This window comes from Amycolatopsis sp. NBRC 101858, assembly GCF_030269325.1.
GTDB classification, from domain to species: domain Bacteria; phylum Actinomycetota; class Actinomycetes; order Mycobacteriales; family Pseudonocardiaceae; genus Amycolatopsis; species Amycolatopsis ponsaeliensis.
This window is the reverse complement of sequence record NZ_BSTD01000007.1, coordinates 455,614-476,988: the sequence shown is the minus strand read 5'-3', so window position 1 is coordinate 476,988 and position 21,375 is coordinate 455,614. Positions and strand designations below refer to the sequence as shown.

The window sequence follows — 21,375 nt, the reverse complement described above, 5'->3', positions numbered from 1 at the left end:
TCCTGTTGCTCAGATGCCGACGTAGTTCTCGGCGAAGAAGTCTTGGTGTGCGCGGGAATCGCGCAGGTTGTCGAGCCGGGTGCGGCGCAGGGCGGACCCGAAGGTCCCGGCGCCGGCCGGGTCGTGGAGGAGGCCGATCATCCAGTGCGAGAACTCCTGCGCCCGCCAGATGCGGGGCAGGCAGGTGCGGGAGTACGCGGCGAGGGCGCGCTCGTCGTCGCGCAGGAGGGCGTCGGCGAGCGCGGCGGCCAGCACCTCGGCCGCCATGATCGCCAGGTTGGCGCCCTTGGCCGCGGACGGGCTGATCAGGCTCGCGGCGTCGCCGACGAGGAACAGCCTGCCGTGCCGCAGGGGGTCGACGACGTCGGAGCGCAGGCGCACGATCCGGCGCTCGGTGACCGGCCCCCGGCGCAGTTCGCCGAACTCCCCGGTGCGCATGCGGACGGCGAGCTCGGCCCAGATCCGCTCGTCGGTCCAGCCTTCGGCGGCGTCGCCGGGCGGGACCTGCAGGTAGTAGCGGGTCACCGAGGGGCTGCGCGCCATGTGGCCGGCGAACCCGCGCCCGTGCAGCGCGTAGGTGACGGCCGGCATGCTCTGGGGTGCCTCGGCGAGGACGGCCAGCCAGGAGATGCCGTGGTCACGGGCGCAGCGGGCCGGTGCCGGGACGGCCCGGCGGGTGGCACCGTTGCTGCCGTCGCAGCCCGCGAGGAACCGGGCGCTCACCTGGCCGGTGCCGCCCTGGTCGTCGCGGAAGCGGACGGTCGCGGTTTCGGTGTCGACGTCGGTGACGGTCACGCCGAACCGCAGTTCACCGCCGCGCGCGAGGTATTCGTCGACGAGGTCGGTGACGAGCCGGTGCTGCGGGTAGACGGTGTGCTGTTCGCCGCGGCCGAGCCGGTCGTACCGGAGTTCGAACTCGCCGCCGTCGTCGCGGAAGGCGCAGGTGCCGTGGGTGCTGCCGTCGCGCAGCATCCCGGCGCCGAGGCCGTGCTCGGTCAGCACCCGCGCGCTGTTCGCACCGAGGAAGCCGGCTCGCGCCCGGGCTTGCACGTGTTCCCGGCTGCCGCGTTCGAGGACGAGCGTTCTTATCCCGGCGGCGCGCAGCAGGTTGCCGAGCACCAGCCCGGCTGGCCCCGCACCGACGATGAGCACCGATGTCCGATCGGCCATGAGTTGCGGGCCCGTTCCTTTCCCAAAAGAAGGGCGGCCCACCCCGGGCCGCCCGGGGGCAGACCTAACCAGGTTCGGGTCGGCGCGGCGCGCAAGCCGGCATCGTGGCGCGATTGATCACCCATACGAGATTGGCGGCCCGCTGCGGACCGGGATCCACGAACTCGCAGCCCCGCCGTCGATGCGGAATTCGCCGGGCAAAGTGAAACAGTTATTGGCGACAAGACAATCCGGAGCCCGTGTCACGAGAATGCAACAACTTTGCATCTCACTCTTTCGAGTGGACTGGTGCTTACGAAGGGTCGTTCGGGCGGAAACTGGTAACTCCGACGGTGGATTTCGCGACTGTCGGGGCGTCTCCCATTCGTGATCGGTCACCTTCCGTGCCTGGTCCCGGACGAAAGGTCGGTCGCCCGTGAGTGCTCATGGTCCGATGTCCCTGGTCGGCAGGCGGGAGCTCGGTGGCCGGTGGCGGCTGCGGCCCGCCGTGCGCAACCGGTGGCTGCTGTTCGCCGTGGTCACCGTCGCCGTCGTGCCGGCCGATGACGGCGGTGACTTCTGGGCGATGGCCGCCGTGTTCGTGCTCGGGGGTGCCGCGGTGCTCGGCTACCGGGCGCTGGTCCGCGCGGCGGCGAAGGTCGAAGCCGCGCTGGACGACGAGCTCGACTTCCGCGCTCCGCCGAGGACCGGTTACGTCCCGTCGAAGCGGATCGGCAGGGAGTAGAGCGCGCGGGCCTTGCGGTCGTGGAAGTAGAGGGTCTCGTCCGGCCGCGCCTGTCCGTCCACTGTGGACGCCGTTGCGTACGAGGTGTGGCAGCTGCTGTCGGTGTGGGTTCCCGCCGGGTGGAGCAGTGGTTGCGGTCCGTGCCGGGGTTCACGCGATCCTGCCGAAGCGTTCCGGAAGGTGCGGGCGCCGCAGCGGCGCCCGCACCGTCAGCGGCAGGCGGGGCCGAGCTGCAGGACGACCGCCGTCCAGGTCATGCCCACGCCGATGCCCAGCAGCAGCACGTGGTCGCCCGGGCTCGCTTCGCCGGTCCGGAGCAGGTGGTCGAGCGCCACGATCTGGTCGCTGGCCCCGAGGTGCCCCACGCGCAACCCCAGCTCGGTCATCGTGCGGTCTTCGGGCACGCCGAGCGGGCGCAGGATCTGCGTGTGCACCAGGCGGCGGCCGTAGTGCGGGGCGCAGATCTTCGCAATGTCGGGCAGGTCGATCCCCGCGTCGGACAGGGCGGTCTTCACGACCGTCGTGACCCCGTCGGCGTTGCGGGTGTCGACGTGCGCCGGACCGCCGTGCCGGCCGAGCCACTGCCGCTTGCGGCGCCGGATGTCGAGGGACCGGTGGGCCGTGACGCTGGCCGTGCGGAACGGTTCGTCGCCGCGCTGCAGTCCTTCCAGCGACGGGTCGGTGAACGACGCGATCGCGCGGATCCGCGCCAGGCCGGGCCGGCGCGAGAGGACGACCGCGCTGCCCGCGTCGCCGTAGACGATGCCGGTGTCGGTGCTCCAGTGCGGGAAGCCCGGCGCGCCGAACCGGTCGCCGGCGGTGATGAGCGCGGCGTCGTGGTCCGGGCGGCCGCGCAGCACGCTCGCCGCGATGTCCAGCCCGGCCACCAGGCTGTTGCTCATCGCGCCGAGCTCGAGGGTGAGGCCGGGGCCGGCGCCGAGGCCGAGCTGGTCGCGGACGTAGGACGCGGCGTGCCAGAAGTCGATGCCGGGGTGGTAGATCCCGGCGTGCAGGCACAGCGTCGGCCACGCGGCCCCGCCGGTCGTGAGTTCGCTCTGCCGCAACGCTTCCCGTCCGGCGCGGACGGCCAGTTCCGGGCCCGGCAGCGTCGAGACGGCGGTGGACAGCTGGCCGGTGCGGTCGGCGTCGGCGGAGGTGAACTCACCGGCCGCGAGCGGCTCGGCGACCGGCGTCAGCGCGCCGACGTCGGTGCCGATCCCGGTGAGGTGCAGGTCATCCACGCGCATCCGGGGTCACCTCCGGCAGCACGGCTTCGATTTCGGAGAGCGTGTCGTCGAGGTGCAGCGGCGGAGCGGACACGCACCCGAGGGCGGCGAGCTCGGCGGCGACGGCTTCGGCGCTTCCCCCGGAGAACCGGTGGAAACCCCCGAAGCGAACGGGGCCGGAGCCGGGAACGGCGATGGCCAGGTGCGCCCAGCCGGTCTCGCGGTCCCAGCGCACGACCAGCCGGGTGGTCCCGGCGGTGGCATGGGTTTCGCGCAGCACCTGTGTCAACGTCGTGGCGGTCAAGCAACTTCCTTTCGGCACGGCGAACAGCACACACCCGGGGGCGCGCGCTGTTGACGGGGAAGTGGGGACCGCATCGTCGGGGTCCCTGGGAACGCCGTGAAACCTACCGTGATGATCATGCGCGCCGAGTCACCCCCTGATACACAGAGTGATCGGCGGGGCTGATACGGAAGCGGATTTCCTGAAAACAGCTCGGTTTTCGCCGAAGTAGGTCGTGAGATTCCTTCGGCTTGTGGTTACTCTTCGTGTACGTGATCACTCGCCGAACCGGGCGCGTCAGGCCGCGCTTGGAGCTTCGGCTCGAGCGGGGAAGCTCGCCACCTCATCACGACACCGTGCGACCTCCGGCCGAACGGGGAGCCACTCGCCGGGCCGGGCGCGGCAGGATGGTCGGGGCTCCTCGTCGGGGATGTCGCGGACGCGGAGGTGATCTGCCGTCGAAGTGCTGCCCGCGCTTGGAGCTTCGGCCCGAGCGGGGAAGCGCGCCACCTCATCGCAACACCGCGCGGCCTCCGTCCAAACGACGAGCCACTCGCCGAACCGGGCGCGTCAGGCTTGCGGGCCGCCGGGGGAGCCGAGCATTCGGGCCGCCAGTTCCGCGTACGACTCGCCGAGGGCCTCGGGGGAGTCCGCGCCGTCGAGGCGGTACCAGCGGACCAGGTCGATGCCGAGCGACAGGATCGCGCGCACCGCGCGGTCGATGTCCGGTACGTCGAAAGCGCCTTCGCGGACTCCGCGTTCCACGACCGCCTGCATCGTCGCGGAAAACTGCTGCCGGAGGCCGAGGATCTCGCCGTGGTGCTCCGGCTCGAGCGCCGCCAGTTCGTACTGGCAGACCCGGGCCACCGTGTGGTGGCGGGCGTGCCACGACACGTGCCCGGCCACCAGGCGCCGGATGTGGCTTCGCGGGTCGCCGTCGTCGGGCTGGGCCCGCAACTCCGCCAGCGCGCGCTCGTGGCCGGTCCGGGCGATGCGGAACAGCACCGCTTCCTTCGACGGGAAGTGCACGTACAGCGAGCCCGGGCTGAGGCCGACGACGGTGGTGATGTCGCGGGTCGTCGTGGCGTGGAAACCCTTGCGGGCGAAGCACTGCACGGCCGACGACAGCAGTGCGCGAGCCACCGGCGGAGTGTCCTCTCCCCAGAACTCGGCGGGCACCGTCTCGGGGCCGAGGCTGGTCGTGAGCTCCATCGCGGCCGCCGCCGGGTGTCTTCCGCCGCCGCGCTTCTTCTCCGGCATCGCTGCGCTCCCCTCCTCGGGGGCCGGGCGCGCCGACTCGGACTTGACACGTCCCGGCCTCGCAGTCATGGTAACTGTGCGCTCAGTTAGTACCAGTGAAACACCCCGAAACCGGTCGACGACGACGCGAGGAGGGTCGCGATGGGACAGCCGTCAGTCGTGCTCGAAGGCTTCTCCTACCTCGAATGCCCGAGGTGGCACGACGGGCGGCTGTGGGTGTCGGACTTCTACACCGAGCGGGTCGTGGCGATCGACGGCAACGGCGGGATCGAGGTCGTCGCCGAAGTGCCACAACAGCCTTCGGGTCTCGGGTTCCTGCCCGACGGGCGCCTGCTCGTCGTCTCGATGCGCGATCACCGCATCCTCGTGCGCGACGGGTCGGGAAAGCTGGCGGAGCACGCCGATCTGTCCGGTGTGGTCTCCGGGGTGCTCAACGACATGGTCGTCGACGACCGCGGCCGCGCCTGGGTGGGCAACTTCGGCTTCGACCTCATGGGGGGCGCGCCGCTGCGCTACACCACGCTCACCCGTGTCGACCCGGACGGGAGCGTCGCCGTCGCCGCCGAGGACCTCGGCTTTCCCAACGGCATGGTGATCCTGCCCGGCGGTGTCCTGGTCGTCGCCGAGACCTTCGCCGGGCGGCTGACCGCCTTCGACATCGGCGAGGACGGCGAGCTGAGCGGACGCCGCGTGTGGGCGCAGTTCGGGCAGACCCCGGAGACCGACGACGTCGAAGAAGCGGTGCAGCGCCTCGAAGTGGCCCCCGACGGCATCTGCGCCGACGCCGAAGGCGCGATCTGGGTGGCCGACGCCGTCCACAACCGCGTCCTGCGGGTTCAGGAGGGCGGCCGGATCCTCGACGAGATCGACGCCGGCACCGGGGTCTTCGCCTGCATGCTCGGCGGCGACGACGGGCGGACGCTCTTCCTCTGCGCGGCGCCGTCCTTCGCCGAGCACGAACGCCGTCCGGTGCGCGAGGCGCAGCTGCTCGCGGTCGGCGTCGAGGTCCCGCACGCCGGCCTGCCCTGAACCGACCCCGCCGAAACGGAGGGCCCCATGGACGTCTCCTGCGCTTTCCCGACCGCACTGGCCACTCCGGACGACATCGTCGTCGCCGAAGAGCTGGGCTACAAACGGGCGTGGGTCTACGACACCCCGCAGCAGAGCCCCGACGTGTGGATGACCCTCGCGCTGGCCGCCGAGCGGACCGAGCGGATCGGGCTCGGCCCCGGCGTGCTGGTGCCCAGCCTCCGGCACCCGATGGTCAACGCCGCCGCGACCGCCACCCTCGCCGCGCTGGCGCCCGGCCGGGTCGCGGTCTCGTTCGGCACCGGGTTCACCGGCCGCCGCGCGATGGGGTACGGCGCGATCACCTGGTCCTACATGGACTCCTACATCCGGGCCTACCGCGGGCTTCTGCAGGGCGACGTCGTCGAATGGGAAGGCGCGCGGATGCGGATGCTGCACCCCGCCGGGCACGCGCCCGCCCGGCCCGTCGACGTCCCCGTCCTGATCGGGGCGCTGGGGCCTAAGGGACACCGGGTGGCCAAGGACCTCGGCGACGGGCTGTACGTCACGTTGCAGCTGCCCGAGTTCATGAGCGAGTACTCGTGGGTGCCCTATCTCGTGTGGGGCACGGTGTTCGACGAAGGAGAACCGACCGACACCGAGCACGCGCGCCAGGCCGCCGGGCCCGGCTGGGCGCTGGCCTACCACGGTGCCTACGAATTCGGCGGGCCCGCCGCCGTGCGCGAGCTCCCGGGCGGCCCGGAGTGGCTGGCGGTGGTCGAGCGGACGCCGGCCGGGCAGCGGCACCTCGCGGTCCACACCGGTCACTGCGTGGAGCTGGGGGAGGCCGACCAGGCGGCGTGGAAGGCCGGCGGCCACGAGATGGTGCGGGACGTGACGATGAGCGGCACGCCCGAGCAGATCCGGGAACGGCTGGACGAGGTCGCCGCCCGGGGTGTCACCGAGATCGTGTTCCAGCCGTGCGGGCCCGACCTGCGGGCCGAGCTGGAGCGGTTCTTCGCCGCCGCGACCGGGTGACCGGCGGGCGGGCTTCCCCCGGGCCGCGTCGGCGGTGGCCGGTCGCGAGCGGCTAGGGTGTCGGTATAACTATACCGACACCCTGGGACGCGAGGTACTCGTGATCGAACTGAAGACGCCTGCGGAGATCGACCGCATGCACGTGGCCGGGCGCTTCGTGGCGGAAGTACTCTCCGAGGTCGGCCGGCTCGCCGACGTGGGCGTCAACCTCCTGGACCTGGAGCACCACGCCCGCGGCATGATCAAGCGGCGTGGGGCGGAGTCGTGCTACTGGGACTACGCGCCTTCCTTCGGCAAGGGGCCGTTCCGCAACGTCATCTGCCTGTCGGTCAACGACGCCGTCCTGCACGGCCTGCCCCACGACTACGTCCTGCGCGACGGCGACGTGGTCACCGCGGACCTCGCGGTCAGCATCGACGGCTGGGCGGCCGACTCGGCGCGCACGGTCATCGTCGGCACGGCCGCCGAGGAGGACCTGCGGATCATCCGCGCCACCGAGGTGGCGCTGGAGGCGGCGATCGAGGCGGCGCGCCCGGGCAACCGCCTGGGCGACGTCTCGGCGGCGATCGGGGCGGTGGCCGCCGAGTACGGCTACCCGGTCAACACGGAGTTCGGCGGCCACGGCATCGGGCGCACCATGCACGAGGACCTCCACGTGCCCAACAAGGGCAACCCGGGCCGCGGCCTGAAGCTCCGGCCGGGGCTGACCCTCGCGCTGGAACCCTGGTTCGCCCGCACGACCGACCGGATCGTCTTCGACCCCGACGGCTGGACCATCCGCTCGGCCGACGGCTCGCGCACGGCCCACTCCGAGCACACGATCGCCGTCACCGAGGACGCGCCGCTGGTGCTCACCCGGCGCGAGGCGGAAGTCGCGGGGTAGTCACCCGCGAAGGACCGCGGGCTCGCGGGGCCGGGTCGGGTCCGGGAAGCCGTGGCGGGCGTTGAGCACCTGCATGGCCGCGCCGGCCGCCACGACGTCCGTGCCCAGCGACGTCAGGGAGACCTCCACCGTGAGCCAGTCGGCGCCCGGCACCTGGGTGCGCACCGCGTGTTCGACGGCTTCGCGGTAGAGCTCGCCGTGGGGGAGCAGGTCCGCGCCGCCGAGGACGATGTGGCCCAGGTCGAGGGTCTGGAGGAGGTTGACCACGCCGGTCGCGAGCACCGCGGCCGCCGCGGCGGGGTCGGGTGCCTGCTCGTGGACCGCTTCCAGGCACCCGTTCCGGCCGCAGGCGCAGCGCGGGCCGTCGAGCTGGACGACCGCGTGGCCGAACTCGCTCGCGTTGGTGTGCGAGCCGCGGTGGGCGGCGCCGCCCAGCCACAGGCCGGCGCCGACCCCGGCGTCGACCACGACCAGGGCCGCGTCGCGGAAGGACGTTCCGCGGCGCCAGGCTTCGGCCGTCACGCCGGCGGTGACGTCCTTGTCCAGGACCACGGGCAGGCCCAGGCGCCGCTGCGCGAGTTCGGCCAGCGGGACGTCACGCCAGTGCCGCAGCCGGTGGGCGCCGCGGACGGTGCCGGTCGACTGGTCGAGCGGCCCGATCATGCCGATGCCGACCCCGGCGAGCTCGGGGGTGGCGAGGCGGTGCTCGGCGATCATCGCCGTGACGCCGGCCGCCAGCTCGTCCAGCAGCTGGTCCGGCGTGAAGTCGGCCGGTAGCGGTGTCGCGACCGAAGCGCGGACGGTGCCGGCCAGGTCGGCGAGGACCAGGCGCAGTTCGCGGCGGGTCACGTGCGCCCCGATCGCGTGGCGGCTGCCGGGGACCAGGCGGTAGACCGCGGCCGGCTTGCCGCGCGCCGGGCGCCGCACGCCGGCCGGTTCGAGCAGGCCCTCGTCGACCAGCCGGGCGAGCACCTTCGACACGGCCTGCGGGGTCAGCCCGGTGAGCTCGGCGACGGTGCCGCGTTCGAGCGTGGGCACGGTCCGGGCCAGCGCGATCACCAGCGCTTCGTGGTAGTCCCGCAGGAAAGCCAGGTGCACGGCGTCACCCTACCGCCGGGATCTGGTATTAACGCAACAGCGTTGCTAAAGTCGCCGGAATGGATGATCTCTCCCGGCGGCGCCGGTGGGCGGCCCTGCTGGCTCTGGCTCTCGGCTCGGTGGCGATCGGGCTGACCGAGTTCGTGCCGGCCGGGCTGCTGCCGGACATCGCGCGCAGCGTGCTGGGGAACGCCGAACCGGACTCGGTCGCGCGGGCGGGGTGGATGATCACCGCGTACGCGCTGGGCGTGGTCGTGGGCGCGCCCGTGCTCGCCACGATCACCGCGCGGATGCGGCGCAAACGTTTGGTGCTCGGGCTGCTGGTGCTGTTCGTGCTCGGCACCGTCGCCTCGGCGGTGGCGTCGACGTTCGGCCTGGTGCTGGTGGCCCGGTTCGCCGCGGGCCTGCCGCACGGCGCGTACTTCGGGGCCGCCGGCCTGCTGGCGGCGACGCTGATGGGGCCGGGCAGCGAGGGCCGCGGGTTCGCCGTGGTGCTGAGCGGGCTGACCGTGGCCAACGTCGCGGGCGTCCCGGTGATCACCCGGCTCGGGCAGACCGCCGGCTGGCGGACGGCGTACCTGCTCATCGCCGGCGTCTTCCTGCTCGCCCTGGTGGCGGTGGCGGCCACGGTGCCGGACGCGCCGGCGGCGGGCGGGTCGCCCGCCGACGAGCTGCGCGCGCTGCGCAGCCCGCAGGTGTGGCTCGTCGCGGTGACGGCGTCGATCGGGATCGCCGGGTTCTTCGCCGTCGACAGCTACCTCGCGCCGATCACCACGTCGGTCACCGGGCTGTCCCCGGGCGCCGTCCCGTGGGCCCTCGTCGCGGTCGGTCTCGGCATGACGGCCGGGAACTTCCTGGGCGGCTGGCAGGCCGACCGGAACCTGCGGCGGGCCATGGTGGTGGGCTTCGCCGCGGTGATCGCCGCGAACGTCTACTTCGGACTGACCGTGGGCTCGGCGTTCGGCTTGTTCACCGGCGCGTTCCTGATCGGCGGGACGATCCTGTTCCTGGGCCCGGTACTGCAGGCCCGGCTGATCGCGGTGGCCCCGGGCGCCCAGCTGATGGGCGCGGCGCTGAACCAGTCGGCGTTCAACACGGCCAACAGCCTCGGGGCGGCGCTGGGGAGCGTGGTCATCGCGACCGGGCTGGGTTACCGCGCCACGGCGTGGGCGGGGGTGGCGGTGAGCGCGATCGGGCTCGTCCTGGCGGTGGCCGGGTTCGCGGTGGATCGCCGTCGCGCGGCCCGGACACCGGTGGACCAGCTCGTGCCCTGAGCGGTGGCTCAGTGGGGGCCGTCGCGCAGCACGCCGCGCACGTGGTCGACGGAAAGCGCTTCCGGGGCGAAGGCGGTCAGCAGCCAGGTCGCGCCGGCCCGCGCGTACGGCGCGCTGTCCTGGCCGGGTTCGACCTCCGCGACGTAGTCGAACGGCCCGGTTCCGGTGCGCAGCGCCTCGACCTGGGCCACGGCTTCGGCGAAGCGATCGGCGGAGTCGAGGTTCACCGGGAAGTAGCCGTCGAGGCGCGCGGCCCGGCGCATCGGGTTGAGCTTGCCGGGGAAGCCCGCCGCCCAGACCGGGATCCGCCGCGCCGGCGTCGGCAGGAACCGGACGCCGGCCACCGTGTAGTGCTCGCCGCGGTGGTCCACGACCTCGCCGGACCAGGCCGCGGCCAGGATGTCCAGGGCCTCGTCGAGCATGCGGGCGCGCACCCGGTCGTCGCACTCCTCGCCAGTGCGGGAGAACTCCTCGCCGAACCGGTCGCTGCCGAGGCCGACGCCGAGCGTGAGCCGGCCGCCGCCAAGGCGGTCGAGGGTGGCGGTCTCGCGGGCGAGCTTGGCGGGACGGCGGCGGGTGATCGCGCTGACCATCGGCCCGAAGTGCAGCCGCGACGTGGCGGTGGCGATCGCGGCCAGCGTGATCCAGGGATCGGCCACCGCGGCCACCGGCTCGCGCCAGCGGAGGTGGTCCCAGACGAAGAAGCCGTCCCAGCCCGCTTCTTCGGCATCGGCGGCGAGGCGGGCGACGAGCGCCGGGTCGGCCAGCTCGTCGAAGAGCGGGAGCCAGAGCGCGTGCTGCGGAGTCATGCCCGGCACGCTACCCAGACCGGGCGCGTTACGACATCCGGTGGTAATTCGGGCGCCGAAACCCGGAAAACGCGCTGCCTCCGCCGGAATGGCGACACTCGGCGTGCCGAAATGCGCGATTCCCGTCGCTCTGGAGCGTGACGCAGTTCCGGTGTTTCCCATCCTTCGGCGTATTCACGCCATGATCTGCGTAGGCCGGGTTTCCCCTCGTTAGCCCGTTGAGGGACTTGACACAGGGCGCTCCGGGTGACGTTCGCCGACCCGGCTAACGAATTCCCGCGCTTTTCGTCTTTCCCAGGCACCCCACACCGAATCCGGCCTGCCGCCGGTGCTCGAAAGGGAAGTCCATGTCACGAAGATCAGTTTTCGTCGCCCTCACCGCGGTCGGCGCGCTGCTGGCCCCGGCCGCGGTGGCGGCCGCGGCCCCGCCGGGGGTCGACCCGGCCACCGTCGACCTCACGCTCTCCGCCGGGCAGAGCACCACCGTCACCAAGCACGTCACCACCTCCGCCGTGCCGCCGAACCCCGACCTCGTCCTGCTCGCCGACACCACCGGCAGCATGGGCGGCGCCATCACCAACGTCCGCGCGAACGCCAACGCCATCACCGGGGACGTGCTCGCCGCGCAGCCGACCGCGCAGTTCGGCGTCGCCGAGTACAAGGACTTCTCCGACTCCGTGCCGTTCAAGGTCAACCAGGGCATCACCGGGGACACCGGCGCGGTCCAGACCGGCATCAACCAGTGGGCCGCGGGCGGCGGGGGCGACGGGCCCGAGGCCGACCTCAACGCCCTCTACGAACTGGCCACCGGCGCGGTCTCGTTCCGCCCGGACGGGACCCGCATCGTCGCGTGGTTCGGCGACGCGCCGTCGCACGACCCCAGCGGCGGGCACACCCTGGCCGACACGATCGCCGCGCTCAAGGCGGCGAACATCCGGGTCGTCGCGGTGAACGTCGGCGCGCTCGACGCCACCGGCCAGGCCACGGCCATCACCGAGGCCACCGGGGGCGTGCTGCTCAACAACGTCCCCTCGAACCAGGTGTCCCAGGCCATCCTGGACGGCATCAAGTCCATCGAGGTGACGGTGGCCCCGCACGTCACCGGCTGCGACCCGCAGCTGACGCTCACCAACGCCCCGGCGAGCGTCAAGGTGCCCAGCGGTGACGTCGCGACGTTCACCGAGACGATCGCGGCCGCGGCCGGTGCCGCCCCGGGCACCTACCACTGCTCGGTCGACTACCTGGTCGACGGCGTGTCCCGCGGCTTCGTCGAGACGACCACGGTGCGCGTGCTCGGCCTGGCCGTCAACGACGTCACGGTGGCCGAAGGCTCCGGCGGCGCCCCGGTGCCGGCCACCTTCACCGTGTCGCTGCTCGGCGGCGCGAGCCCGAACCCGGTGACCGTGCACTACGCCACCGCGAACGGCTCCGCCGGCGCCCCGGCCGACTACACCGCCACCAGCGGTGACCTCACCTTCGCCCCGGGTGAGACGGCCAAGCCGGTGACCGTGCTGGTCAACCCCGACACCGTCGACGAGCCGGACGAGACGTTCACCGTGAACCTCTCCGCCCCGGCCGGCGCCGGGCTGGTGGACCCGACCGGCGTCGGCACGATCGTCGACGACGACCGCGACGGCGCCTTCTCCTGCACCGGGACCGCGGCGAACGTCCTCGGCATCACCGCCGCCGTGGCGAACCCGCAGAACCTGCCCTGCGCCGACGACAGCAAGACCGTCCTCGACGCGACGCTCAACGCCGGCCTGATCAAGGTGCAGACCCACGCGCTGACCTCGGCGACCGACCTGAGCCCGGACAACCAGTCCGCGGCCCCGGCGGCCGGTGACCACGCGCAGGCGTCGGCCAAGATCGACAAGACGGTGATCAGCACGATCGGGCTCACGATCGAGCTGGGCGTGATCCAGTCCCAGGCGGCGGCGACCTGCCAGCCGGCGACGGGCGGGCTCGCCCCGGTGCTGACCGGCAGCTCGAACGTCGCGTCGCTGAAGATCAACGGCGTCTCGGTCACGGTCGGCTCGGCGCCGCTGACCATCCCGCTGGTCATCGGCACGCTGAAGCTGAACGGGCAGACCGTCGCGGGCGGCGTCGTGAAGCAGCAGGCGGTGGCGCTGGACACCGCGCTGGCGAAGATCGTGCTGGCGGAGTCCCAGGCCGACGTGCACGGCAGTGCCGCGCACCCGGCGGGCAACCCCTGCCGGCGCTGATCCGGTGAACACCCCGGGGCGGGCGGATTTCCGCCCGCCCCGGCTCCCGTTCAGCGGCGCCGGACGTCCTGGCGGTGGCACTGCCGGCGGACCGGGGCGGTGGCGCGCCCGGCCGCGGTGAGCCAGATGTCCTGCACGACTTCGCGGCCGTGGACCAGGACCGTCGCAGCGGCCGGTGCGTGCCGGGCCGCCGCGGTGATCAGGACGTAGGAGCCGGTGCGCGGAGCCTCCAGCGCGAAGCCGCCGTCGGGTGCCGACGTCGCACGGGCGGTCTGCCTGCCGTTCGCGTCGACCAGGGTCAAGGTGGCACCCGGCAGGGGCGAACCGGCCGCGCCGTGGACGTGGCCGCGGACCGGGGTGACGCGCGGTGGGGCCGGTTCGGCGAGCAGGCCGGGTTCCGCGCCGGTGGCGATCTCGTGCACCAGGCGGCGCAGGTGGATCAGCTCGAGCAGCGCGGGTTCGTCCGCCCGGGCGCAGTGCCCGGTGAGGGCCGCTTCCGCCCGGCCGAGCGAGGAGAGCAGGTCCGGCCCGCCGGGCTCGGCGACGGCGGTCGCGACGGCGGCCAGGGCCCGGGCCGGGACGGCGAGGGACCGATCGGCCGCGCGCCCGCGGCGCAGGTGGGCGACCAGCCGGTGGGTGTGCTGCACGAGCGTCGCGGTCAGCGTCAGCCGGTGGCGGGTGGTCCGGGAACCGCCACCCCACGGCACGGCGGCCACCAGCGGTGCGGCCACCAGCCGCAGCTGGCGCAGGTCGTTGTCCAGCACCCGGATCCGCGCGTCCAGGTCGGGGACGCCGGCGTGGCCTTCGATCCGGTCCGCCGCGGCGTCGAGCAGCTCGGCCAGGGTGCGCGCGAGGGCGCGTTCGGCGGTGCGGACCGTGTCGCGCGTGCTCAGCGGCGTCAGCAGCAGGCCGACCCCGACGCCGACGGCCGCGCCGATCGCCGTCTCCTCCAGCCGCAGCACGAGCAGGCCGGGGGAGAACTCGTTGAGCACGCTGTAGAGCTGGCTGACCATGATCGTGACGAAGAAGATCATGTAGGCGTAGGACAGGCGTTGCAGGTAGAAGCCGCAGAACATGCTGCCGACGATCACCGCGAGCACCGCGGCGGTGTGCCCGGCGGTCAGGTGGGCGAGCGCGATGCCGGCGCCGAGGCCGACGAGGGTGCCGAGCACGCGGTTGACCGACTTGAGGACCACCTCCGACCGGGTCGCCGTGCCGGTGAACGCGACGAACGCGGCGATCACCGCCCAGTAGTACCGCTGCTCGGACAGCAGCCGGCCGAGCACGATCGCGAGCCCGCCCGCCACCGCGACCTGCACGGCCTGCCGGGTGGTGAAGTCCAAGCGGCGCAAGGGGTTCCACGCGCGGCCGCGGGGTTCGACGTCGCCGGCCGCGGCGGCCGAACCCGGCAGCGCGCCCAGCGCGATCGTCACCGCGGGCTCGAAGTCGCCGGTGCCGCCGAGACCGTCGCGGTCCGCGCGGCGGACGACGTCGAGGTAGTCGGTGACCGCCACGGCGATCAGCCGGACCGGGGAGGTGCCCGCCCGGGCCAGGAGCGCTTCGGCGGCGCGCCCGGCGGCGGGGTAGTCGTTGCGGGCGAACAGGTCGAGCACGTGTGCGGCGCGGGCGACGAGGTCCCGGTCCGGCTCGGCGCCTGCCTGCGTGCAGGCGGTGACGAGCAGGTCGATCGCGAGCTGCGCGTCGATGGTCGTGCGCCGGATCGCCGCCGCCGGGACGGCGTCCGGCAGCACGGGCACCTCGGCCGACCACGCCTCGATCATCAGGGCGGACTCGGCGAGCCGGACCTGGGCCGCGTGGACCCGGCGCAGGGACTGGCCGTCGGCCAGCAGGGTGGCGCAGCGCCGGGCGACCGCGCGGGCCCGGGCGCCGAACGCGCGGCGGGTGCGGGCGAGGGTGCGGGCCGGGTTGCCGCGCAGCACGGTCAGCGAAAGCAGCAGCACCCAGACGCTCGCGATGACGACGGCCACGAGCATGGCGGGCAGGGCGGCCAGGGTGGCGTGCAGGAACGCCGCGAAGAAGTAGCCCATCCAGACCATGAAGCCGTAGAAGAAGAACGGGATGCCGAAGCGCCGGACGAACACGGCGGCGAACATCACGACGACGAACACGGCGAGCATCAGGTCGGTGTGCGGGGCGACCAGGACGCCGAGCACCATCCCGAGGCCCATCGCGACCGGGAAGAGGGCGGCGCTGCGCACCTTCGGCCAGACCGCGGTGCCGGAGAGGGCCATCGAGCCCATCATCGCGGTGATGGCGCCGAGCAGGACGGCGACCAGGGTGGCCTGCGGCCCGGCGCCGGTGAGCGTCGCGTAGCCGTATTCGACGGCCAGGCCGGTCGTCATGGCGACGGCGGCCGAGGTCGCGCTCCACAGCCGGGTCAGACCCGGATCGGAGCCGATCGCCTTGTCCCTGATCCGGTGGATGGTCGCCGTCGCGCTTCCCATTCGAGTGACGTCCCGCGCCTTTCGCCGAAGATGTCGGTATCATGCCGGTATTTATCGGTAGGATACCGACATCGGCTGCGGCCGGGCAATCGGCCGGACGGTAGGTTTCACGGCATGGACGCGCTCGACCTCATCGAGGCCCACACCGCGGTCATGGTGCGCAACTTCGAGCTGCTCAGCCGCCGCACCGACGTCTACGACGAGGTCGACCGCGCCGGCTACCTCCTGCTGCGCACCCTGGAGGTGACGGGGCCGGCGGACATCACCACGCTGGCGGCGAAGCTCGGCCTGGACCCGTCGACGGTGGGCCGTCAGGTCTCGGCGATGACGGGGGCCGGCCTGGTCGAGCGGACCCCGGCCCCGGAGGACCGCCGCCGGAGCATCGTCGTGGCGACGGAGGAGGGCCGCCGTCGCGCCCACCGGGTCCACGAGCGCCGGCGCGCGAACCTGGCCGCGATGTTCGCCGGCGTCCCGGACGACGAGCTGAGGGTGATCGGGGAGTCGTTCGCCCGGTACAACCAGGCCGTCGCCCGCGAGTACGACGTCAGCCTGCTCCCCGAGTGAGGTGGCCGTGCCCGATGAGACAGCCGCCCGGCGGCGGACCGCGATCCCGCCGCTGGCGGGGGAGGACCACGTCTGCGCCGGGTGCGGGATCGCCTACCCCGCGCTGACGATCGAGGCGGCCGCCGCGCTCATCGCCGCATTGCCCGGCGCGGCCGACGCCGTGCTCGGACAGTCGTCGCTGCCGGACCTCCGGCGCCGTCCGCGGCCGGACCGCTGGTCGGCGCTGGAGTACCTCGTCCACCTGCGCGACGTCTGCGTCACGTACACGATCCGGCTGCACCGCGCCCGCACCGAGGACCGGCCGGTGCTCGAGCCGATGCTCAACGACCTGCGGGCCCGGCGGTTCCGCTACAACGACCGCTCCCTCGACGGAGTACGCGACGAGCTGGCGGCCTGCGCGGCCGGGCTCACCGACGAGATCGGGCGGCTGACCCGACCGGATCTCGACCGCACGGTGACCCGCCTCCCGGGCGAAGAGCGCACGGCCCGGTGGCTGGTCCGCCAGGCCGCCCACGAGGTCACGCACCACCTGGACGACATCCGGCGGTGCCTGGAAGCCGTTCAGCCGCCTCCGCACGGCGCCGGGTCACGCCGGCACCGTGCGGAGGATCCCGGGTGACCCTCAGTCGGTGATGTGGTGGTCCGCGTCGATCAGCGACCACGGGCCGTGCTGGAGGTCCGGGCCGAGGTAGGTGTGGATCAGCAGGCCCAAGGTGTCGCGGGCGTACACCTCGATCGAGCGCCGGGACTGGTGGAAGACCGCCGTCGGGGTGCCGGTGATGTGCCAGTCGCCGATGACCGACCACGTGCCCGTGCGGCCGTCGCGGTCGAGGTAGTTGTGGATCAGCAGGCCGTTCACGTCGCGGCCGTAGACCTCGACCGCGCCGGAGTTCGGGTTGTACGCCGCGGCCGGGGTGCCCGTGACGTGCCAGTCGCCGACGGCGCTCCACGGGCCGTGCTGCAGGTCGCTGCCGAGGTAGGTGTGGACGAGCAGGCCGGTCGTCTCACGGGCGTAGACCTCCACCGAGCGGCGCTGGTCGTTGAAGACCGCGGCGGGGTCGTCGGTGATGCGCCGGTCGCCGACGGCGCTCCACGGCCCGTGCTGCCCGGTGTTGCCCAGGTAGGTGTGGATCAGCGCGCCGGTCGTCGTCTCGCGGGCGTAGACGTCGACCGCGTCCGACACCGGGTTGTACACCGCCGAGGGCGTTCCCTCGAAGTGCCGGTCGCCCACCACCGACCACGGGCCGTGCTTGAGGTCGCTGCCGAGGTAGGTGTGGATGAGCAGGCCGCTGACGTCCCGGCCGTAGACCTCGATCGCGCGGCTGCGGGGGTTGTAGGTCGCGGCCGGCGGCGTGGTGATGTGCCAGTCGCCGACGACGTCCCACGGGCCGTACTGGCCGTCGCGCCCGATGTAGGTGTGGATCAGCAGGTCCTTGGTGTCGCGGGCGTAGACTTCGACGGCACCGGAGTTCGGGTTGTACACCGACACGGGCTTGCCGACGATGTGCCAGTCGCCGTGGGTGCTCCAGGCACCCGACCGGCCGTCGGGGCTCAGGTAGGTGTGCGCGAGCAGGCCGTCGGTGTCGCGGGTGAACATCTCCACCGACGCCGTCAGCCCGTTGTAGGTGCCCTGGGCACCCGGGGTGGGTGCGAGGGCGGGGTTCGCGGCCGTGTTGAAGCGGTAGAGGTCGTACGTGACCATCAGGTTGATGATCGTCGTCGAGTAGTTGACGTCGGTGGCGTAGCCGGCCCGGTGGACCTCGCGGATGAACTGGTCCGGGTCGCCCGTGTAGGCGAAGGCGTTGGCGTAGCGCGTGTTCTCGCGCAGGAACCGGCCGTGGTCGCGGAACGAGTCCTCCATGGACGCGTAGGTCCGGAAGTCGGCGTAGGTCTCGTAGCAGGTGCCGTCCGGGTTGCACTCGAACGTCTTGAGCCGCGCGCACCCGGTGGCGATCGGGCCGGGGACACCGCCCGAGCACTTGATGCCGAAGTGGTTGTTGTTCGGTGCGGCCGTGCCCCAGGCGGATTCCTGGATGGCCTGCGCCACCGTGACCGACGCGGGCACGCCGTACTCGGCCTGGCCGCGCTGGGCGGCGGGCCCGGCGGCGTTGATGAAGTCCTCCTGGCTGCCGGCCGCGATGGCGACCGGTGCCGTCTCGCCGTCCCGTGCGGCGTCGGCGATCACCGCGGGGGCGTCCGGTGGCGGTGCCGCCTGGGCGATGCCACCGGCGAACTGGGCCGCGAACAACGTGACGGCGACCGTGAAGAGGCGCCGCCGGGCGTGGGTTCTGGTCATGGTGCTCAGCGTGCGGCGCGGGTCTCCGGAGAACCTGTGAGCGGGTTTTGAGACGGCACCGCGGACGGCCGCGGCTCGGCCGCCTCGCGGCTGCCGTGGCGGGCGAAGATCGCCGACGCCTCCGCCCAGGCCGCGTCGGCTCCCGCCGGGTCCCCGGCCGCCATGTGGGCGACGGACAGGTCGCGCAGGGTCCGCGCCCGCCACAACGGCAGGTTCAGCGCGTCCCACCACTGCAACGCGTGCTCGAGGTGGCTCTTCGCCGCGGCGGGATGCCCCTTCGCGAGCTCCAGCTCGCCGAGCGTCCGGGTGATGAGGGCCTGCCCGAAGCTGTCCTGCATCTCGTTGCAGACGGCGAGGCCGTCCCGCAGGGCCGGGCCCGTGCTCGCGTCGCCCCGGCGCAAGCGGGCCTTCGCCAGCGCCTGGGTGGTGTAGGCGATCATCAGCCGGTCGCCGATCCGGTTCAGCACGACGAGCGCGCGCTCGCACAGCCCGATCGCCGCGTCCCAGTCGCCTTCGGCTCGCCGGACCAGGCTGAGCGACCGGAGCACGAGCGCGACGCCGTGGTCGTCGCCTCGCTGTTCGTAGCTCCGCCGCGCCTGGTCGCCGGCGCTCCAGGCGGCCGGGAGGTCGCCGCGTTCGGTGTGGGTCAGGGCCGCGGTGTGGTGGGCGCGGGCGAGCAGCACCGGGTCGTCCATCACCCGCAGCACCGGGATGGTCTCGTCGAGCAGCGCGATCGCGTCGGCCAGGTCGCCGCGTTCGCGGTGGACGCGGCTGAGCTCGAGCCGGGTCCGCGCCTGCTGCGGGAGGTCGCCCGCCGTGACCCAGCAGGCGAGGGCCCGGCCGTAGTAGTCGGCCGACTCGTCGAGCCGGTCCTGTTCGTAGCGCAGCCACCCGAGCCCGCCGAGCAGCCGGGCTTCCGCCGCCCGGTCGCCGGTGCGCTCCGCGGCCGACAGGGCCGCCTGGTGCGTGCGCCACCACAGGCTGAACTGGTTGGTGAGGGCGAACGACGACGAGCTGAGAGCCGCGGCCAGCCGGGAGGCGAGCGCGCTCAGGTCGAGTGCGGCCGCCCGTTCGACGACGGCGACCAAGCCGGCCTGCTCGGCTTCGAACCACCGCTCCGGTTCGGCGAGAAGGTCCGCGACCAGTGCGTCGTCCAATGTGGACACCGATTCGGCGGCGATGACCTCGGCGGCGCCGGGCATCCGGATGGCCGCGTGCTCCATCAGGGCCAGGTATTCGCCGGCGGCGCGGGTCACCGCGGACTCGAGCTCTTCGCGGGTTTCTTCGGCCTCGGCGCGTTCCCGGCCGAAGGCGCGGGTGAGGTCGTGCAGCGCGTAACGCTCGCCCGAGGCGTCCGCGAGGCGGCTGTCCACCAGGTGCTCGACGACGTCCTCGGCCACCGCGGGCGAACACCCGAGCAGCGGCGCCAGCAGCCACGAGGCGAACGAGGAGAGCTCCAGGTACCCGAGCCGGCGCAGCGCCGTCCGGGCGAGCCCGGACAGGCCGGCGTAGCTCAGCGCCAGGCTGCCCCGCACTTCGAGGTCGCCGACGCGCAGTTCGCTCAGCACCGTGCGTTCCGACCGGAGGCGCCGGGCCAGCTGGGCCAGCGGCCACTGCGGGCGCGCCGCCAGCCGGGCACCGGCGATCCGCACGGCGAGCGGCAGGCGGCCGCACAGCCGGGCGATCTCGGCCGCCACCATCGGTTCCCGGCGGGCTCGCCCGCCGCCGACCACCGCGTCGAGCAGCCGCACCGCCTCCTCTTCGGACAGCACGCCGAGTTCACGCTGGTGGGCGCCTTCCAGCGCACCCATCCGCTGCCTGCTGGTGACCAGCACCGCGCACCCGCGGCCGCCCGGCAGCAGGGGCCGGACCTGTTGTTCGCCGGCGGCGTCGTCGAGCACCACGAGCACCCGGCGCCCGGCCAGCTCGGAGCGGTAGCGGGCGATCCGGTCGTCCAGCCCCGCCGGGACCGCCGCTTCCGGGACACCGAGCGCCCGCAGGAACCCGCCGAGGACGTCCGCGGGATCCGCGGCGGCCGGGCGCGTGCCGGCGAGGTGGGCGTACAGCTGCCCGCCGGGGAACTCGGCGCGGACCTGGTGGGCGACGTGCCGCACGAGCGTGCTCTTGCCCGCTCCGGGCGGGCCGGACACCGCGGCCACGCGCACGGCCGTGCCCGGCTGCCCGGACAGCATCGCGGCCAGGGCGAGGACGTCGTCCCCGCGGCCGGTGAAGTCCGCGATGTCGGTCGGCAGCTGGGCCGGCACCGCGACGGCCGGCCCACCGGCGGCCGCGTCGGCGTCGTCGGCCTGCAGCACCCGCTCGTGCGCGGCGCGCAGCTCGGGGCCGGGTTCGACGCCGAGCTCGTCGACCAGCCCGGCCCGCACGGCGCGGTAGTGGGCCAGCGCCTCCGTGCGGCGGCCCGCCTGGTGCAGTGCGGTGATGCGGTGGGCCTGCAGCCGTTCCCGGAGCGGGTGCTGCCCGGTCAGCGCGGTGAGCTCGCCGACCAGCCGGTCACCCCAGCCCAGCGTCAGCTCGGCGGCGAGCCGTTCCTCGACGGCGACCAGGCGCAGCTCCTCCAGCCGGGCGCGCTCGGCGTCCGCCCAGCTCCCGGTGACGCCGTCGAGCGGGCGGCCGCGCCACAGGTCCAGCGCCGAACGCAGCTTTTCGGCGGTCTCCGCGGGGTCGCCGGCGCCGCGGGCTTCGGCCACCGTGCGGGTGAACAGCTCGACGTCGACCGCTTCGGGCGGCAGGTCCAGCCGGTAGCCGCCGCCGTCGCGGACGACGACGTCGCCCAGCAGGCGGCGCAGCCCCGAGACGTACGTGTAGAGCGCGCCGCGGACATCGGCGGCCGGGCTGTCCTCCCACAGCGCGTCGACCAGCCGGTCGAGCGACACCGCGTGCCCGGCGTGCAGCGCCAGGACGGCGATCAGGGCCCGCGGCTTCGGGCCGCCGAGCACCACGGCCCGGTCCCCGTCCCGCACTTCGACCGCACCGAGCAATCCCACCCGCAAGCCGTCCCCTCCCCAAGGATCCGCGACCGGACGAACCGGACCAA

17 protein-coding genes are annotated in these 21,375 nt (G+C 73.5%); 8 read left to right on the top strand and 9 right to left on the bottom strand.

What is annotated here, in order from left to right:
* Window positions 1-9: 9 nt before the first annotated feature.
* The gene (locus QSK39_RS45605) at window positions 10-1,170 is read right to left on the bottom strand and encodes a 4-hydroxybenzoate 3-monooxygenase (RefSeq protein WP_285484056.1); all 1,161 of its coding nucleotides are present in this window, start codon (window positions 1,168-1,170) and stop codon (window positions 10-12) included.
* Window positions 1,171-1,585: 415 nt separating this feature from the next.
* Between QSK39_RS45605 and QSK39_RS45600 the strand changes: the two genes are divergently transcribed.
* Complete coding sequence (locus tag QSK39_RS45600; protein WP_285484055.1) at window positions 1,586-1,894, top strand: hypothetical protein; 309 nt, start codon at window positions 1,586-1,588, stop codon at window positions 1,892-1,894.
* A 209-nt stretch (window positions 1,895-2,103) separates the two neighbouring features.
* Here QSK39_RS45600 and QSK39_RS45595 read toward each other — a convergent pair whose 3' ends face one another.
* From QSK39_RS45595 to QSK39_RS45585, 3 genes are all read right to left on the bottom strand, one after another.
* Window positions 2,104-3,141 carry a ketoacyl-ACP synthase III family protein gene (locus QSK39_RS45595; protein ID WP_285484054.1) on the bottom strand — a complete coding sequence of 346 codons (1,038 nt, stop codon included), beginning with the start codon at window positions 3,139-3,141 and terminating at the stop codon, window positions 2,104-2,106.
* Window positions 3,128-3,424, bottom strand: coding sequence for a hypothetical protein (locus QSK39_RS45590; RefSeq protein ID WP_285484053.1), 297 nt, complete (start codon window positions 3,422-3,424; stop codon window positions 3,128-3,130). The genes QSK39_RS45595 and QSK39_RS45590 overlap by 14 nt, the downstream gene beginning before the upstream one ends.
* Before the next feature lie 549 nt (window positions 3,425-3,973).
* A complete protein-coding gene (locus tag QSK39_RS45585; protein WP_285484052.1) occupies window positions 3,974-4,663 on the bottom strand; it encodes a TetR/AcrR family transcriptional regulator in 690 nt (229 codons plus the stop codon).
* A 141-nt stretch (window positions 4,664-4,804) separates the two neighbouring features.
* Between QSK39_RS45585 and QSK39_RS45580 the strand changes: the two genes are divergently transcribed.
* From QSK39_RS45580 to map, 3 genes are all read left to right on the top strand, one after another.
* Window positions 4,805-5,692, top strand: coding sequence for an SMP-30/gluconolactonase/LRE family protein (locus QSK39_RS45580; RefSeq protein ID WP_285484051.1), 888 nt, complete (start codon window positions 4,805-4,807; stop codon window positions 5,690-5,692).
* 27 nt (window positions 5,693-5,719) lie between these two features.
* A complete protein-coding gene (locus QSK39_RS45575) occupies window positions 5,720-6,709 on the top strand; it encodes an LLM class flavin-dependent oxidoreductase (protein WP_285484050.1) in 990 nt (329 codons plus the stop codon).
* 100 nt (window positions 6,710-6,809) lie between these two features.
* Window positions 6,810-7,592, top strand: a complete 783-nt coding sequence (gene map / locus QSK39_RS45570; RefSeq protein ID WP_285484049.1) for a type I methionyl aminopeptidase — start codon at window positions 6,810-6,812, stop codon at window positions 7,590-7,592.
* On the opposite strand, the gene QSK39_RS45565 is transcribed toward map, so the two are convergent.
* Window positions 7,593-8,690 carry an ROK family protein gene (locus QSK39_RS45565; RefSeq protein ID WP_285484048.1) on the bottom strand — a complete coding sequence of 366 codons (1,098 nt, stop codon included), beginning with the start codon at window positions 8,688-8,690 and terminating at the stop codon, window positions 7,593-7,595.
* A 59-nt stretch (window positions 8,691-8,749) separates the two neighbouring features.
* Between QSK39_RS45565 and QSK39_RS45560 the strand changes: the two genes are divergently transcribed.
* A complete protein-coding gene (locus QSK39_RS45560; RefSeq protein ID WP_285484047.1) occupies window positions 8,750-9,964 on the top strand; it encodes an MFS transporter in 1,215 nt (404 codons plus the stop codon).
* A gap of 8 nt (window positions 9,965-9,972) precedes the next feature.
* Here the strand turns inward: QSK39_RS45560 and QSK39_RS45555 are convergent, their stop codons facing one another.
* A complete protein-coding gene (locus QSK39_RS45555; protein WP_285484046.1) occupies window positions 9,973-10,773 on the bottom strand; it encodes an LLM class flavin-dependent oxidoreductase in 801 nt (266 codons plus the stop codon).
* A gap of 347 nt (window positions 10,774-11,120) precedes the next feature.
* On the opposite strand from QSK39_RS45555, the gene QSK39_RS45550 reads away from it, so the two are divergent.
* Window positions 11,121-12,995, top strand: coding sequence for a Calx-beta domain-containing protein (locus tag QSK39_RS45550; protein WP_285484045.1), 1,875 nt, complete (start codon window positions 11,121-11,123; stop codon window positions 12,993-12,995).
* A gap of 50 nt (window positions 12,996-13,045) precedes the next feature.
* Here the strand turns inward: QSK39_RS45550 and QSK39_RS45545 are convergent, their stop codons facing one another.
* A complete protein-coding gene (locus QSK39_RS45545; protein ID WP_285484044.1) occupies window positions 13,046-15,460 on the bottom strand; it encodes an FUSC family protein in 2,415 nt (804 codons plus the stop codon).
* A gap of 114 nt (window positions 15,461-15,574) precedes the next feature.
* Here QSK39_RS45545 and QSK39_RS45540 point away from each other — a divergent pair, with 114 nt between their 5' ends.
* Together QSK39_RS45540 and QSK39_RS45535 are read left to right on the top strand one after the other, a co-directional pair.
* Window positions 15,575-16,024, top strand: coding sequence for a MarR family winged helix-turn-helix transcriptional regulator (locus QSK39_RS45540; protein WP_285484043.1), 450 nt, complete (start codon window positions 15,575-15,577; stop codon window positions 16,022-16,024).
* Window positions 16,025-16,031: 7 nt separating this feature from the next.
* A complete protein-coding gene (locus QSK39_RS45535) occupies window positions 16,032-16,643 on the top strand; it encodes a DinB family protein (protein WP_285484042.1) in 612 nt (203 codons plus the stop codon).
* A 3-nt stretch (window positions 16,644-16,646) separates the two neighbouring features.
* On the opposite strand, the gene QSK39_RS45530 is transcribed toward QSK39_RS45535, so the two are convergent.
* Window positions 16,647-18,320 carry a glucosaminidase domain-containing protein gene (locus QSK39_RS45530; RefSeq protein WP_285484041.1) on the bottom strand — a complete coding sequence of 558 codons (1,674 nt, stop codon included), beginning with the start codon at window positions 18,318-18,320 and terminating at the stop codon, window positions 16,647-16,649.
* A gap of 5 nt (window positions 18,321-18,325) precedes the next feature.
* Window positions 18,326-21,325: an AfsR/SARP family transcriptional regulator gene (locus tag QSK39_RS45525; protein ID WP_285484354.1), complete on the bottom strand. Its 3,000-nt coding sequence runs from the start codon at window positions 21,323-21,325 to the stop codon at window positions 18,326-18,328.
* Between the last annotated feature and the right edge of the window lie 50 nt (window positions 21,326-21,375).